Annotated in this window: 16 protein-coding genes; 5 read left to right on the top strand and 11 right to left on the bottom strand. The window is 35.0% G+C overall.

Annotated features, from left to right (window positions below; translation table 11 throughout):
- The first annotated feature begins 189 nt into the window (after positions 1-189).
- The 5 genes from SBO79_RS11235 (at position 190) to SBO79_RS11215 (ending at position 3,511) form a co-directional block, all read left to right on the top strand.
- Positions 190-612, top strand: a complete 423-nt coding sequence (locus SBO79_RS11235) for a hypothetical protein (protein ID WP_318640493.1) — start codon at positions 190-192, stop codon at positions 610-612.
- 426 nt (positions 613-1,038) lie between these two features.
- Complete coding sequence (locus SBO79_RS11230; protein WP_318640492.1) at positions 1,039-2,304, top strand: sensor histidine kinase; 1,266 nt, start codon at positions 1,039-1,041, stop codon at positions 2,302-2,304.
- Between the two features lie 39 nt (positions 2,305-2,343).
- On the top strand, positions 2,344-2,907 hold the full coding sequence (locus SBO79_RS11225; RefSeq protein WP_318640491.1) for a DUF1543 domain-containing protein: 564 nt from the start codon (positions 2,344-2,346) through the stop codon (positions 2,905-2,907).
- An 81-nt stretch (positions 2,908-2,988) separates the two neighbouring features.
- Positions 2,989-3,144: a hypothetical protein gene (locus SBO79_RS11220; protein ID WP_318640490.1), complete on the top strand. Its 156-nt coding sequence runs from the start codon at positions 2,989-2,991 to the stop codon at positions 3,142-3,144.
- On the top strand, positions 3,137-3,511 hold the full coding sequence (locus SBO79_RS11215) for a YchJ family protein (protein ID WP_318640489.1): 375 nt from the start codon (positions 3,137-3,139) through the stop codon (positions 3,509-3,511). The genes SBO79_RS11220 and SBO79_RS11215 overlap by 8 nt, the downstream gene beginning before the upstream one ends.
- A 17-nt stretch (positions 3,512-3,528) precedes the next feature.
- On the opposite strand, the gene trpA is transcribed toward SBO79_RS11215, so the two are convergent.
- The 11 genes from trpA to SBO79_RS11160 form a co-directional block, all read right to left on the bottom strand.
- On the bottom strand, positions 3,529-4,293 hold the full coding sequence (gene trpA / locus SBO79_RS11210) for a tryptophan synthase subunit alpha (protein WP_318640488.1): 765 nt from the start codon (positions 4,291-4,293) through the stop codon (positions 3,529-3,531).
- Between the two features lie 309 nt (positions 4,294-4,602).
- A complete protein-coding gene (locus tag SBO79_RS11205; protein WP_318640487.1) occupies positions 4,603-4,998 on the bottom strand; it encodes a four helix bundle protein in 396 nt (131 codons plus the stop codon).
- A 243-nt stretch (positions 4,999-5,241) separates the two neighbouring features.
- Positions 5,242-5,385 carry a hypothetical protein gene (locus SBO79_RS11200; protein ID WP_318640486.1) on the bottom strand — a complete coding sequence of 48 codons (144 nt, stop codon included), beginning with the start codon at positions 5,383-5,385 and terminating at the stop codon, positions 5,242-5,244.
- Between the two features lie 13 nt (positions 5,386-5,398).
- The gene (gene trpB, locus SBO79_RS11195) at positions 5,399-6,580 is read right to left on the bottom strand and encodes a tryptophan synthase subunit beta (protein ID WP_318640485.1); all 1,182 of its coding nucleotides are present in this window, start codon (positions 6,578-6,580) and stop codon (positions 5,399-5,401) included.
- Between the two features lie 20 nt (positions 6,581-6,600).
- Positions 6,601-7,245, bottom strand: coding sequence for a phosphoribosylanthranilate isomerase (locus SBO79_RS11190; protein ID WP_318640484.1), 645 nt, complete (start codon positions 7,243-7,245; stop codon positions 6,601-6,603).
- Between the two features lie 9 nt (positions 7,246-7,254).
- Positions 7,255-8,043, bottom strand: coding sequence for an indole-3-glycerol phosphate synthase TrpC (gene trpC, locus SBO79_RS11185; protein WP_318640483.1), 789 nt, complete (start codon positions 8,041-8,043; stop codon positions 7,255-7,257).
- Positions 8,044-8,083: 40 nt separating this feature from the next.
- Complete coding sequence (trpD, locus tag SBO79_RS11180; RefSeq protein WP_318640482.1) at positions 8,084-9,073, bottom strand: anthranilate phosphoribosyltransferase; 990 nt, start codon at positions 9,071-9,073, stop codon at positions 8,084-8,086.
- Between the two features lie 181 nt (positions 9,074-9,254).
- Positions 9,255-9,821, bottom strand: a complete 567-nt coding sequence (locus SBO79_RS11175; RefSeq protein WP_318640481.1) for an anthranilate synthase component II — start codon at positions 9,819-9,821, stop codon at positions 9,255-9,257.
- A gap of 11 nt (positions 9,822-9,832) precedes the next feature.
- Positions 9,833-11,233: an anthranilate synthase component I family protein gene (locus SBO79_RS11170; RefSeq protein ID WP_318640480.1), complete on the bottom strand. Its 1,401-nt coding sequence runs from the start codon at positions 11,231-11,233 to the stop codon at positions 9,833-9,835.
- 691 nt (positions 11,234-11,924) lie between these two features.
- Positions 11,925-14,027 (bottom strand): outer membrane beta-barrel protein, encoded by a 2,103-nt coding sequence (locus tag SBO79_RS11165; protein ID WP_318640479.1) that lies wholly within the window; start codon positions 14,025-14,027, stop codon positions 11,925-11,927.
- Positions 14,028-14,599: 572 nt separating this feature from the next.
- Positions 14,600-15,244 (bottom strand): hypothetical protein, encoded by a 645-nt coding sequence (locus SBO79_RS11160; protein ID WP_318640478.1) that lies wholly within the window; start codon positions 15,242-15,244, stop codon positions 14,600-14,602.
- Positions 15,245-15,687: the final 443 nt, after the last annotated feature.

Raw genomic sequence — 15,687 nt, 5'->3', positions numbered from 1 at the left:
ATTAGCCAAGAGGTCTCCGTGGTTAATTTTGTTAAAAAATAATTTTAATCTCTACTATTTTTGAAAAAAGCTCGTTGTTCTACTTGATTATTATTATCAAAAGTTTTATATTAATTTTTTAAATTATGACAATCTAATTTTTTGGCATATATATTGAAACACTAAAAATCAAATCTTAAACTTACAGTTATGAAACCAATTAAATTATCAGTTTTTATGTTAGGAGTCTTGCTGAGTACGGCAGGATTTGCTCAAGATAAAAAATCAGAAACTACCAAAGAGCAGAGAATGGAGATGCGCTCTGCGACAGTTGCAGAAAAATTAGATCTAACCGAAGAGCAGCAGGCAAGAATGGCCGAAATGCGAAAAGAAACCAAAATGCAGCGCGCAAAAGTACAAAGCGATGTTACGGCTGACGAAACTTCCAAAAAGGCAGCAATGCGAGAACTTCGTCATACTAATAAAGAAAAGATGGCAGAGATATTAACTCCTGAGCAGTCACAAAAATTGGCCGCAATGAAAGCTGATAGAAAACAGAATCATTCAAAAAAGGACGCCAAGCGAGAGCTGAGAAGAAAAAAGATGATGGAAAAGAAAAAAATGTCCAGATAATTCTAAAAAACGTAATTTCAATTAAAAATCTATTTAGCTTTTGTTAAGTAGATTTTTTTTATTTATAAATTTTCTTTAATGGCAGGATTTTTTGCGAAAGGGATTGGACCTTCCCGAGCAAAGCAAATTGGCGAAGCACATCCTTTGCTGCCAAATTAAATTTCCTACCATAATGGGGTAGTTAGTGCAGCAAAGACGTAGAGGACAGCCCGGCCCGAGCCACCGATTTGTTCAATTTTAACAATGGTCATTGTGGCTCGGGATTCGCCCTAACAAAAAATCTTGAATTGAAGAAAAATCGCCTATTTAAAGAAAGTATGGGTATGATTTGAAGTACCTTTGACTGCAAACGATCTGTAGAAATACATTATAACTAGAGAAATTGCAAGAGTTTATTTTTGAAATATTAATTAAGAAATGTACTCTATGGAAGTAGCTGAGCTAAATAAAGAACTTGCTTTGCAAATAGCGAAGAGCAATAAGCGTGCGGCTGAACTTGCTGCGGTAAACAAAGAATTGGCTTTTCATAATCAAGAGAAAGAGGATCGCGCTGCAGAATTGCTTATTGCGAATGCAGAACTTGCCTATCAAAATCAGGAAAAAGAAGATAGAGCTGCAGAATTAATTATTGCAAATAGAGAACTTGCTTTCCAGAATACGCAAAAAGAAATAAGAGCTTCGGAATTGTATACTGCGAATAAGGAACTAGCTTTTCAGAATCAAGAAAAGGAGGATCGTGCGGCCGAATTGCTGATTGCGAATGCAGAACTTGCCTATCAAAATCAGGAAAAGGAAAATCGTGCATCTGAATTGCTGATTGCAAATAAGGAATTGACTTATCAGAATGCCGAAAAAGAAGATCGTGCCGCTGAATTAATTATCGCCAACAACGAACTTGCCTTTCAGAATGTCGAAAAGGAAAAACGTGAAATTGAACTGTTGCAGGCAAATAGAGATTTGGAGACATTTGCTTTTATTTCTAGCCATGATTTGCAAGAACCTTTGCGTAAAATTCAGATTTTTGCTAGTAGAATCAAGGAAGAAGAGTCTGAAAATTTAACTGAAAAGGGAAAGTATTATTTTGAAAGAATTCATAGTTCGGCGGTTAGAATGCAATCTCTGATTAATGATTTGCTTGCGCATTCGAGATCAACTGAAAGTGAAAGGAACTTAGAAAAAATCGATTTTAGATTCTGTATTGACGAAGTAATTTCAGAATTAAAAGAGAATTGGCAGCAAGATGAGATCCGTATTTCTATTTCTGAAACCGATTTTATAACAGTTATTCCTTTTCAATTTCGGCAGTTGCTACAAAATTTAATTTCGAATGCGGTTAAATTTAAAAGGCATGATGAAGTCCTGGAGATTAAAATTTCGTGTAAAATAGCAGAAAGCAGTGCCATCATCTTTAGAAATCTACCTAATAAAATTGCTTATTCTCATATAGTAATCAGCGATAATGGAATTGGATTCAATAATGAACATAAAGAAATGATTTTCGAAATTTTCCGGAGACTTAATGACAATAATCTATATAGTGGCACAGGTATCGGACTGACAATTGTGCAGAAAATAGTTGATAATCATAAAGGTTTTATATTTGCAAACGGCTCAGAAGGAGAAGGTGCAACGTTCAACTTGTTTTTGCCATTTATTCCCGAGATTTGTAATGAGAAGATGGATGGCAAGTAAAGCTGACTTACGTGGTTTAAATTTGTTTTTTAGAGTATTATGGCAAAGCGTTTAAAGTTATTTATGATAATGATGGGCTGCAATATTGTGGGTCGTGTGACAGAGCAGCACGATATATATTTTGGCGTTGCCACTAAAGTAAAAGATCTGAGCGCTCAATTGGCAGTTTTTTGGCCAGAAGCAGCGGGAAAATTTCATATTGATGCTTGGCGAGAAGTTACTGTTGTTGACAATTATTTGATAGAAGTGGTGGAAAGAAGTCAGGAGAATAGTGGTAAATTGAATTTATATTTTTTGAATCTTGGTGGTTATAAAGCAGGAAATTTTGACGAATATCATTTCAAAATGCTAACTGTCGCGTCCAATATATCAACCGCCGTAAAGTCGGCAAAAGAGTCTGCTTTTTATAAAGAATTTGATTTTAAAGGTGCAGTTAGTCACATTGATGAAAAATATGGAGTAGATATTGACGATGCGCATAAGGTTGCCGATCTTTTAAGCGATCAAGCAAAGCAACTGTATTCACTAAAAATTACCGCTTTAACTGAACCAAGAGCAGAAGATGTTTTTCATATAGGATATTTAAAAGTAAAATCTAAGTAGGTTGTATTAATAAATTTTATAATTCTAAAGATCACTGATTTTTTGCAAAAAACATATATTTGCACGATATATACAAAATTCATGAGTCGCAATAACGAAGGAAATATCAAGAAACATAACGACAAATTGCATAAATCGCAAGAAAAAGCAAAACAAGCTGAAGTCTCTCGGAAAGAGAAATTGAAGCAGATTGCCAAGCAGTTTAACGAGCAAAAAAAATCTGAATTAGATGACTAATTGTTATTGCGGAAGCTTAGTTTTATTTGCAAACTGTTGTCAACCACTAATTATAGGGACTCTAAATGCCACATCGGCAGAGCAGTTGATGCGTTCACGTTATAGCGCTTATTGCACTCAAGAAGCCGATTATTTAGTGCAGACTACTCACAAATCTACACGTAAACTTCACAAGAAATCTGATATTCTCAGTTGGTCAAAAGCAAATAGATGGCTTAAATTGGAAATTATTGAGGCAACTACATCGACAGTGGAATTTAAAGCATATTACTCGAACGGTTTGCTAGGCGATGAAGTTCACCACGAGAAATCCACCTTCATTTTTGAAGATGGATCTTGGTTTTATGTGGATGGAATTTTCTTCTAGATTGATAATTAAGTCTTTTATTTTCTAAATTGCTGTATAAATTCGCCAATTTCTTCGACTCCATTTTCGGTAAGAAATTTTATAAATGCACTTCCGATTATTCCACCTTTTGCAAATTGAGTCGCTTGATTAAAAGTTTCCAAATCAGAAATTCCGAATCCTACAATTTGCGGGTTTCTAAGTTTCATATTTTCGATTCTTTTGAAATAATCAATCTGTAATTTCCCAAATCCCGAACTGGCACCAGTCACGCTTGACGTACTAACTGTGTAAATAAACCCTTCTGAAGCATTGTCTATGAATTGAATACGCTCGTCAGAAGTTTGTGGTGTGATGAGGAAAATATTTATAATTCCGTACTTATCAAAGATTTTCTTATACTCTTCAGCAAATATATCGACAGGCAGATCGGGAATTATGAGTCCATCAATTCCTACTTCAGCACATTTCTGGCAAAATTTTTCGACACCAAATTGAAGAATTGGATTAAAATACCCCATTATCAATAGCGGAATATGGACCGATTTTCTGATATCCTTTAGCTGTTCGAAAAGGATTTCGGTGGTCATTCCGTTTTGTAAGGCTTGAGTTGAACTAGCTTGTATGGTCGGACCATCTGCGAGCGGATCACTGAAAGGAAGACCGATTTCAATCATATCTACGCCGTTTTTTTCAAGTGTTTGAATGATTTTTACGGTGTCATTTTTTGATGGATAACCAGCAGTGAAGTATATAGAAAGAAGATTTTCTTTTTCAGAGATTTTTTTATTAATACGGTTCATTGTTTATAATTTACGATTATTGATTTACGATTTACGAAGTTGGATTTACGAAGTTGGATTTACGATTTGTGAAGTTTGTTATAGGATTTACTACTTATGAGATAGGATTTACGATAATTGATTTACGATAATTGATTAATGATGTAGTTAATAGGACTAAAAAAAATAAAATTAGATAAATGTCGTTTCATTTTATGGTTGAAGAAGCTTGAATAGCAATTTTGAAATTGACTGACAATATGGAAAATTTACTTTATGTTCTGAAATAAACTTCAAGTAATTTGTAATTCATATATCGTTATTCTCAAATCACTTGGGGTTTCTTTGCTTAACGGTTTTTATAGATGATACTATTATGGCAACAATTTCATTGGCTTGTTGACATAAGTTTTTTAAATCAAGCTGCAAAAATGGGATTTCTTCTGAGGTGAATTCAGTAAGTAATTCTAGAAAGAATTGACTCTCATCCGCTTCTTCTTCAACTATTTTCAATTTATAAATAAAGTCCGCAGCAGATTTTGCTCTTTGTGATGCACGATAATTGGCCGCAACTGAACTCGAACATCGAATTAGTTGATTTACGTATGCGTTGTATTCGCGAGTTTTTGGTAATTTGCTGCAAAGCTTCCAACAATCAATGGCAAATACTTTCGTTCCCTTTAGCATTATTTCTCTCATCAAAATATTTAAGTCATTGATTGTCAACTATTTGAATTTAATTTTTTTGTTAATTAAAACTAAGCTTTTATTGTAGAAATTGCGTGATTGAAACACAATTTGTAAAAATTTTTGTCAAAGTAGCTATTTCCTCCAAAAAGTCATAAGTAAGCGTACTCAATCCTAATTCTACTTAAATAACTAATCTAAGATTACTCAAATAATATATTCCAAATTCTAATACCTAATTCGTCCCTCATAATTCACACCTCGTACCTCGTACTTCGTAAATCATACCTCGTACCTCGTACTTCGTAATTCATACCTCGTACCTCGTACTTCGTAATTCGTACCTCGTACTTCGTAATTCATACCTCGTACTTCGTAATTCGTACCTCGTACTTCGTAATTCATACCTCGTACTTCGTAATTCATACTTCGTACTTCTCTAAAACCCAAAATACTCCACATAAGTACTAAGGTCTTTATCCCCACGTCCAGAAAGATTAATAACTACAACATCGCTTGGTTTAAAAGTCAGCTGATCTAGTGCCGCAAAAGCGTGCGCACTTTCGATTGCGGGGATAATTCCTTCCATTTTTGATAATTGCAGTCCAGCTTCCATAGCTTGAGCATCGGTAATTGAGATGAATTGTGCCCTGCCAGTGGCGAATAAATTGGCGTGCATTGGTCCAACGCCAGGATAATCCAATCCTGCCGAAATGGAATAAGGTTCGGTAATTTGCCCATCGACAGATTGCATTAAAAGTGTTTTACTTCCGTGAATAATTCCAACTTTCCCCAAAGCTGAAGTTGCGGCACTTTCGCCAGAATCAACTCCGAGACCTGCGGCTTCAACTGCGATTATTTTGACGTCTAAATTGTCTAGATAATGATAATAAGCTCCTGCAGCATTGCTTCCGCCACCAACACAGGCAATCATATAGTCGGGATTTTCACGATTCTCTTTTTCTAAAAGTTGCGCTTTGATTTCTTTGGAGATTACACTTTGAAAACGTGCTACCATATCAGGATAGGGATGCGGTCCGACCACAGATCCAATAATGTAATAAGTATCCTCGGGATTATTAATCCAATCTCGAATTGCTTCATTTGTGGCATCTTTGAGAGTTTTTGAACCAGAAGTTGCGGGTCTGACTTCGGCACCGAGCATTTTCATTCGCGCTACATTTGGTGCTTGACGTTTAATATCAACTTCACCCATAAATACGATACATTCCAAACCCATAAGCGCACAAACTGTAGCTGTGGCAACTCCGTGCTGTCCAGCGCCTGTTTCGGCAATGATTCGGGTTTTTCCAAGTCGTTTCGCTAAGAGAATTTGACCAATTGTATTATTGATTTTATGCGCTCCTGTGTGACAAAGATCTTCTCTCTTTAAGTAAATCTTTGTATTGTATTTCTTGGATAAATTTTCTGCAAAATAGAGTGGAGTAGGGCGGCCTACATAATCCTTTAACAAAGCATCAAATTCTGCTTGGAATTCGATATCGGCGGTTAATTCTAAATATTTTGATCTTAATTCTTCCACGTTCGGGTACAACATTTCGGGGATAAAGGCACCTCCAAAATCTCCGTAATATCCTTTTTCATTTACATTATATGACATAACTTTTTATTTAGTAGTTTCTAAAAACTTGCAAGTACTTCTTGACAGAGTTTTATATTTTTAATTCCAGCTGACCTTTCGAGTTTACTATTAAAATCGATTCCGTAGATGGGTAATTCTGATTTTAGTAATTTCTTAACCTTGTTAATTTCTTCTAATCCTATACCGCCGCTTAAAAAGAATGGTTTCTGAGAAGGATATTTTTCTAAAATTTCCCAATCGAAGCTAAATCCATTTCCTCCAGCTTGTTTTCCTTTGGTATCAAATAGAAAATAATCGCAGCAGTTTTCGAAATCTTTTAAAATCTCAAAATCGAAATCGTGTCCAACCGAGAACACTTTTATAATCTCAATTTTCGCAGTCAGTTGATTTCTCAAATCTTTGCAAAATTCAGCAGATTCTTCTCCGTGCAACTGTACCGCTTGCAGATCGTGAAGAGCAATTTTTTCTAAAATACCATCGATTTTTTCTGCCACAAATACGCCTGATTTCTTAATTGACGAAGGCAGTTTTGGAATTGTTCCTTTAAAATTCCGACTTGATTTTTCATGAAAAATGAATCCCATATAGTCGGGTAACAAATTTGCAACTTCAATTATATTAGTGGTTTCGGTCATTCCACAGATTTTGATTGCTGCAGATGCTTTAGAAATTTCTTTATTCATTTTAATAAATTATTGAGCGTTTAAATCTGAAATAAACCTTTTCGCAGCTTCTCCCGGATTTGCTGTTTTCATAAAGTTTTCACCCATCAAGAATCCTTTAAATCCGAAAGTTTCTAATTCGATCACATCTTTTGCCGAAGAAATTCCGCTTTCGGATATTTTCAAGAATTCAGTTGGAATCAACGTCGCCAGTTCTCGGCTAGTATTTAAATTGACTTCAAAAGTGTCGAGATTACGGTTGTTTACGCCAATCATATCGAGGCTTGGCATCAAACACTTTTCTAATTCTTCCTGATTGTGAACTTCTAAAAGAACTTCCAATCCAATTGCTTTGGCAAATTCAGAAAGTGTTTTAATTTCCGCTTTCGTGAGAATTGAAGCAATTAACAATATTGCATCGGCGCCATTTGCTTTAGCTTCAAGAATTTGATATTCGTCAATTATAAACTCTTTTCTTAAAATTGGAATTCTGACCCTTGCTCTGGCTAAAACCAAATCTTCCAACGATCCTCCGAAATATTTTGAATCGGTTAAAACTGAAATTCCACCAACTTTTGCTTTTTCATACCCACAAACAACTTCTTCGAGAGACAGACTTTGATTGATAATCGCCTTGGAAGGAGAACGGCGTTTATGTTCCGCAATAATTCCATATTTTGATTTTTGTAAACTTTTTTTTAAGGAAATTGTTGTCGTCCGAAACAAATCAGAAGCTTCTAGTTGTGCAACCGATACCACAGATTTCTTTAGGATGATTTCACGTTTTTTATCAGATACTATTTGTTGTAGGATATTCATATTGTTTGATTATTGAGTTTCTCTCTAGGAGTTCCACTTTTTAATTCATCTCGATTAATCGCTCTAATGATTTTTTGGCATTTCCAGATAGAAGACTTCTTCTTGCTCTTTCAAAACCTTCTTGCTCAGTACAATTTTCTACTGTAGCAATTGCGATTGCTGCATTTGCGCACACAACGTCTTGCTGAGCCTGAGTGCCATTGCCGCTAATAATATCGTAAAATATTTTGGCAGATTCATCAACAGTATTCCCTCCTTTTATTGCATTTTGGTTTAAAACTGAAAGTCCAAAGTGTGCTGGTTCAAAAATTCCTTCTTGGTTATTCTTAATTATTTTTGTTGGTCCAGTTAATGAGATTTCGTCATAGCCGTCCATAGAATGTAGGATTGCGAAGTTCACCTCACTATTTTGATAGAGATAAGCATACATACGAGCAATTTCTAAATTAAAAACTCCAACCAACTGATTTTTCGGAAATGACGGATTTACCATCGGGCCAAGCATATTAAAGAATGTTTTTATAGCCAAATCTTTCCGAATTTGACCGACATTTTTTAGCGCGGGATGAAAAAGAGGTGCGTGCATCACACAAATTCCTGCGTGGTCTAGACTTCGTTTTAATTGTTCGTTGTTGCTACTAAATTTCACACCTAGCATTTCCAAAACATTACTCGAACCCGAAATAGAAGAAACCCCGTAATTTCCGTGCTTTGCAACTTTTATTTCTGCACCTGCAACTACAAAGGCAGACAAGGTCGAAATGTTGAAAGTATCCTTTCCGTCGCCTCCAGTTCCGCAAAGATCAATTGTATTAAAATCTGACAAGTCGATTCGAACACACATTTCGAGAAGGGCATCACGGAAACCTTCCAACTCTTCAATTGTAACTGTTCGCATCATATATACGGTGAGGAAGGATGCAATCTGATTGCTGTTATAGTTTCCCTTAGAAATATTTATCAAGACATTTTTTGCCTCTTGTTTATCTAGAACTTCGTGATTTATAAGTCGGTTTAATATAGTTTTCATTTTTTTAAGTTTACGGTTTACAGTTTACAGTTGACAGTTGACAGTCTGCAGTTGACAGTTTGCAGTTGACAACTTATAGTTTGCAGTTTACAGTTTAATTTTTTGCGATAAGTATAAGAGCTAAAAGCTATTAGTTGATAGCTATAAGCTAAAAGCTAAAAGAATAGCTGTCAGCTAAAGGCTACTCATTAAGCCAATTACGCAACATCTGTTTTCCATTTGGCGTCAGCACGCTTTCTGGATGAAATTGAACTCCGCGGACATCAAATTTTCTGTGTCTAAGCGACATAATTTGACCATCATCGTCAATAGATGTGATTTGTAAAACTGCAGGCAATGGGTTTTCGACAATCCACGAATGGTAACGGCCAACTTCAAATTGTGTTTCTAAATTTTGAAACAATACTTCATCATCAACAACCACTTCAATTTTGGTTGAAATTCCGTGATACACTCGATCAAGATTTAGAAGCGTGCCTCCAAAAACTTCTGCAATTGCTTGCTGCCCTAGGCAAACACCCAAAATACTTTTGGTCGCTGCATATTTTTCTATGACTTCTTTTAGCAATCCAGCCTCATCTGGAATTCCTGGTCCTGGCGATAATACTATTTTATCAAAATTTTGAACTTCGTCGATGTCAAACTCATCATTTCGAAAAACGGTCACTTCGTGATTCATTTCTTCTAAATAATGAACGAGATTGTATGTAAAACTGTCGTAATTATCTATTACCAATACTTTTTTCATAAGTTCAATTATTAAATTGTTTCTGCCATTTCGACCGCTTTGTTCAGTGCTCTCAGTTTATTGTAAACTTCTTGCATCTCGAGTTCTTCGTCAGAACTTGCTACTATTCCAGCGCCCGCTTGAGAATGAAGTTGATGATTTTTACTTAGAAAAGTTCTAATCATAATGGCGTGGTTAAAATTTCCTTCAAAATCCATAAATCCAATTGCACCTCCGTAGAAATTTCGATTGGTCTTTTCGTACTGATCAATGAGTTGCATCGCGCGGTGTTTAGGTGCGCCGCTCAAAGTGCCAGCAGGAAAAGTATCTCCAACAACTTTCATTGTTGAAGCCTGCGTGTGCAAAAGTGCAGTTACCTTGGAAACTAGATGAATTACGTGAGAGAAGAATTGTACTTCTCGATATTTTTCAATTTGCGCATTACGTCCGTTGCGACTTAAATCGTTTCTAGCCAAATCGACCAACATTACGTGCTCACTATTTTCTTTTTGATCTTCGGACAATTTTTTGGCTAGAATAGCATCTTGTTCGTCATTGCCAGTACGTTTAAATGTTCCTGCAATAGGATGAATTTCGGCTAATCGATCTTTGATAATTAATTGTGCTTCGGGAGATGATCCAAAAATTTTGAAATCTCCATAATCAAAGAAAAATAAGTAGGGTGAAGGGTTGATGCTTCTTAAAGCTCTGTAAACATTAAACTCATCACCTTTAAAAGCTTGGGTAAAACGTCTTGACAGAACTAATTGAAAAACATCGCCTCGCATACAATGTTTTTTAGCAATTGCTACGTTTTGCTTAAATTCAGCATCCGTAAGATTTGAAAATCCTTTTTCGTCCTTTTTAAATTTGTAAGTCGAAATATTTCGCGATTGCAAAAGTTGCTCTATTTCATCAGTATTATCTCTGCCATCTAGGCTGTGGCAAAAAATATACGCTTCATTTTTGAAATGATTGATCGCAATAATATTCTGATAAATGTGGTATTGCATTTCTGGAATACTTGTGCGAGAATCTTTCTTAGAAATATTTAGTTTTTCAAAGTACTTCACGGCATCGTAGGAGATATATCCAAAAAGTCCATTGTTAATGAATTTAAATTCGTTGGTGTCAACCTGAAAATTATTTGAAAAAGTTTCAACAGTTTCTGCGACATTAGTGGCTTCTACTATCGCAACATCATCAGAAGTTCCATCAGGAAATTTTGTACTAATCACTTCATTTTCAATTTTGATAGAAGCAATTGGATTGCAGCAGATATACGAAAAGCTATTATCGTTTGCGTGGTAATCACTACTTTCTAGCAAAATGCTATTCGGAAACTTATCACGTATCTTCAGATAAACACTTACCGGAGTAATTGTGTCGGCTAGGATTTGTCTGTATTTAGTTTTTAAAATGAACTTTTTCATTTTGAATTTTTAAAAGATTTTTAATTTTTGGGCACAAAAAAAAAGGCTTGTCGTAATGACAAGCCTTTTTGTATTTTGATTTCAAATAATACTATAGGGGACTTAGTTCACGACGACTGACGTAAATTTTTTCCACCACCAAGTATTGTTTAAAAGAGTGTACATGTTTTTTATTTGAAGCAAATGTAGAAAGGAAATCCGTTACGATTTTCAATTTTATAGATTTTTTTTAAAAAAAAATTTTGTGCCTTTCAATTTTTAAGCATTCTTATAATTTATTCAAACGCAAAAAATAAAAATTATAAGCTGATATTTAGAAGATTACGGAAAACAATCAATCGAAATATAATTAAGAAACTGTGCGAGATTTAAGGTAAAATATTTTACAAAAGCAATCCAAGTTGTAGATCATATTGGAAGTTGCTTTACTATTAGGCAAAAGTTTTGTTGTAATTATTAGATAAATATGTTGGCCTTCCTCAGTTGTCAGTCGCAAAGGTTTCCAGAAAATATTTGGATTTCCTCGTTTGCGCAAGGGATGGGAATGGCATCCTTTGCTGCCAAAATACTATTTCTAAATTATTGACATTTTTCTGGCAGCAAAGATATAATGGACAGCCTGACCTGAGCCTCCAAAAAATTTCTATATAACGAATAGTGATTGGCGAAGGGTGCGCCCAAAAATTAAAGATTATTTCAAAAGAGTGTCTTCTCCTTTTTCTCCTTCATTCAAAATATTCCCTTGTTCTTTTGCCAATTTATTTTTAGTCGGAATTTTATAATTTAACGAAAAACCGAATCTTCTAGTATCGTATTTACTATCATACATTAAGTTGGTACCTATAGCGTCCAAACCTTGTTTACTAGTGTTCAGAATGTCATTTGCGTAAATTGAAACCGATAGATTATCTGAGATAAATTTTTTGGCAAACGTAATATCTAATGATTCGCTAAGTTGCTCACGTATTGCATAATACTGATAGTTACCTCCGGTACTAGTTGCATTGTAATTAACTGTAAATTTAATCTTTGAAGGCAGTACTACTTGCGACATAATGTTGTATACCCAAAAAGACTTGGACTCAATTTCCTGCAAAATATGCCTCTGATTTCCGACATAGATGTACATAAAATTGATATCGTCTGGATTGAAATTAAATTTTAATGTCTCTTTTAGACCTTTTGTAAAGAGCATATAAGGAATAGGAACTCCTAAATTGACGTTTCGAACTTTTAATTTCGGAATATTTTGGGATACACTCGCTGCTCCGGTAGGGGTTGAAATAATACGATCTACAATTTTATTATTGGCATCACTAATAGAATACCCAATAAAAAAGTATTCGAAAGCACTAACTCTTACTTCGTAATTATCATATATGGTTGGTTGCAAATTTGGATTTCCAGAAAAATCAACGTTAGGATTTTGATAACTTGTATTGTTTGGATTAAGCGCTGAGGTGTTAGGAAGGCTAATCTTTCTATTGTAATTGGTATTAAGGTACACTTGCGGCATCAAATTATATTGGACCGAAGCATTCGGGAAAAATCGCGTTAAATCAAATGGTGTTAAAGTACCAATGTCGGTTTTGCCTTCGATATTGTAGGATTCAAGTCTTGCGCCGAGAATGAATTCAAAGTCCTTATGTTTTGTTTGAAATTCAGTGTAGACGGCCAGAGTAGTCCGCTCGTAATTTAGGTTTTCTATCCCAAAACTTTTAGTGACAAAATCTAGCTTATCTGCGAGAAGTCCCGAACTCCATTTAGTGTCGGTTAAAAATTGCAGTTGTTGTGAATAATCAGTTTTAAATTGGTAGAAATTCTGCTTGTAGTCATTTAGCAAACTGACCGTTCCACTTGGAATTGCTCTCAGATTAAAATTATCTTGATTATTGTTATAATTAGCACGAAAATCCAGTTTTTTAGTCAGATCCTTAAAACGTTTTTGATAGGTAAGCATTACATCATGTCGTTGCACATCGGTATTGCTTCTATCGACATTAGCAAAATTATAACCCACAGCATCCACCAAACGGCCATTTAAACCAGAGGTAAAATCATAATTCACTAATAATCGATCGTTTCCCAAATCAAATTTTAAACCTGATTTTATAAAATAGGTGCGATTAATTCTTTCAGATTTGTTGGCAGAAAGGAGAAGTGTTGGAGTGTAAAATGCGGTAGTCTGCAAGCTTTCAGAATAATTTTGGCCAGCTTGAAATTGCCATCCAAAAAGGTTGTTTTTGGCACTAAGCAGAAGACTGTTATTAAATCGGTGTCTCGCTTGCTCATAATTTGTAAAACTGTAACCATTTGAATAGGTAGCACTCAAATATCTTTTTGCATTTTTGGATGTAATAATATTAATAATTGCACCTCCAGAAGTAGCTGGAAATTCTGCGCCAGGTTGAGTGATAATTTCAACTCTTTCTACAGCGTTTGCTGGCATACCTTCTAAATAAGAGTTTAGTTCGTTTGAATAGATATTTAGTGGTCTACCATCTAGATACACTTCTAGTGGCTTCCCTTGGTACAAAGCACCGGCAACGTCCGAAATAATTAGTCCAGGAAGCTTTTTTAATCCTTCCATTAATGAGCCAGAGTTCAGATGTGACTGTTCGGAGAAATCAAAAACTGTTCTGTCAGCCTTTTGTTCAACCGCTTTTTTTTTAGTTACTAATACAACTTCGTCTAATTGCGTGGTTTTTATCGTGTCGTTTGAATTGGTTTTCTGCGCATTAACTTCTGTCATACAGAAGAATAACGGAACAAGATACGTAAAGGATAACTTCATTTTTTTTGACAGAACTTTTGGTTAGCAACTGACCTCAATATTACGAAAAATTACATTGAATTCGAGGTAAAATTCTGTAGATTTTTGTCAATTCAAAAAAGATTTATTAAATTTTATAGTATTCTTATTTAGTCTTACACATTGATTTCTCAAACCATATTTCATTTAGAGAATTTGGTTTGACGAAGCAGGTTGACCTTGAAGTTAATTTTGTAGACGCATTCGAAAAAATGAACTAAAATGGGATTATTTAGCTGGTATTATTGAATCATTTCACAAACAAAGCAGTATAAAGAAAAGATTTGCTACCCAAATTCCCACAATTATAAAAATTTTGCAGGACCAAAGATCTTTTTTAGATGAGATAGTTATTTTGATAGGTTTTGCGCAAGGGGTGGGAACGGCATCCTTTGCTGCCAACGAAAATTATCTGATTAAGAGAGATAGTTGTGGCAGCAAAGATATAGTGGACGACCCGACCCAAGCCACCTTACTGCTCAAACAGAAAGAGATGCGTTCTGGCGACGGGTTGCGCCCAAATAAAAACGATAATTTCTATGAAATTCGAATTTTTATTCTGTTGTTTTCTCTAAAGTAAAAATCTCATTGAATTCAATTTTTCTAGTTGTATCATTCAGGGCGCGAGTCCACACTACTTCGGGATAGGTTTTTCGCATGGCATTGATGTCGCGATCATACATGTTTTTATAGCTAATAAACGAATCTTGACCCATGATACTTTCATCCACTATGATATTTCCAATGTAGGTAATCTTTCCTTTTTGCACCGAGAACGGAATTGAAAAGCCCGAATAGGTTATATACTCTGTACCCATTCCTATTGGGCGAATAAACACCATTGCAGACACATCATAATCGCCTACCATCATTTCTTCGGTAAATAAATAGGTTTGACCGCGCTCCAATTCGCCCACAAATTCTTTAGGAAGTCCATTGGCTGAAAAAACGACCGATGTGGAATTTCGTCTAGCAATCTTTTTATCGGTACTTTTTGACGACAATCGCAGCCAATAATTTCTATGAGAGGGCTTAGTATTTACAAATGTAACCGATCCTACAACGCGACCATTTACAGCAGTGTGCTCTCTAAAGTTTATGCTAGATTCTTGCATGGCAGATATGCCGCAAGCTGTGAAAATAGAAGTCATAATTATTAATAATCCTATTGAAAGTAGACGAGCTAGAGATGTTTTCATTTTTTTTATTTGTGGTTAAATGTATGTACAATAATTTTATTGGCAAAAAACCAAAGTGTAGTTTCTAAAATTCTAGTTGATCTGCCAAAAGTAATCGACAAGGTTCTCAGTCATGTCTGAATTGTGGGATGAGAATCTCGTCACTCCGGATAGCTTAGATGCGCTGCTTAATATATTGTAATCACAATGTGATGGTCGGGAACAAAAGTAATGTGAGTAGATTCATAATTTTAGGAATTAATGTTTTTTTTGTAAAAATATTTCTTCATTTTTAAATAGTACAATCTTTCATATATATTTGTCAGTAGGAGAATGCAAGCCTTCTTCCGACAGAACTATATGAGAATACTTCCTTTTTTGATAGCTTTAAATTGTTTTTTTTCGATTGCGATTTCTGCACAGGACAAAAAAATTGACTCAATAAATAATAGCGCTTTAACTGA

It is taken from the genome of Flavobacterium ardleyense, from assembly GCF_033547075.1.
In the GTDB taxonomy this organism is placed as follows: domain Bacteria; phylum Bacteroidota; class Bacteroidia; order Flavobacteriales; family Flavobacteriaceae; genus Flavobacterium; species Flavobacterium ardleyense_A.
Note: the sequence above shows the minus strand (reverse complement) of the source record. Positions and strands in the feature narration are given on the sequence as shown.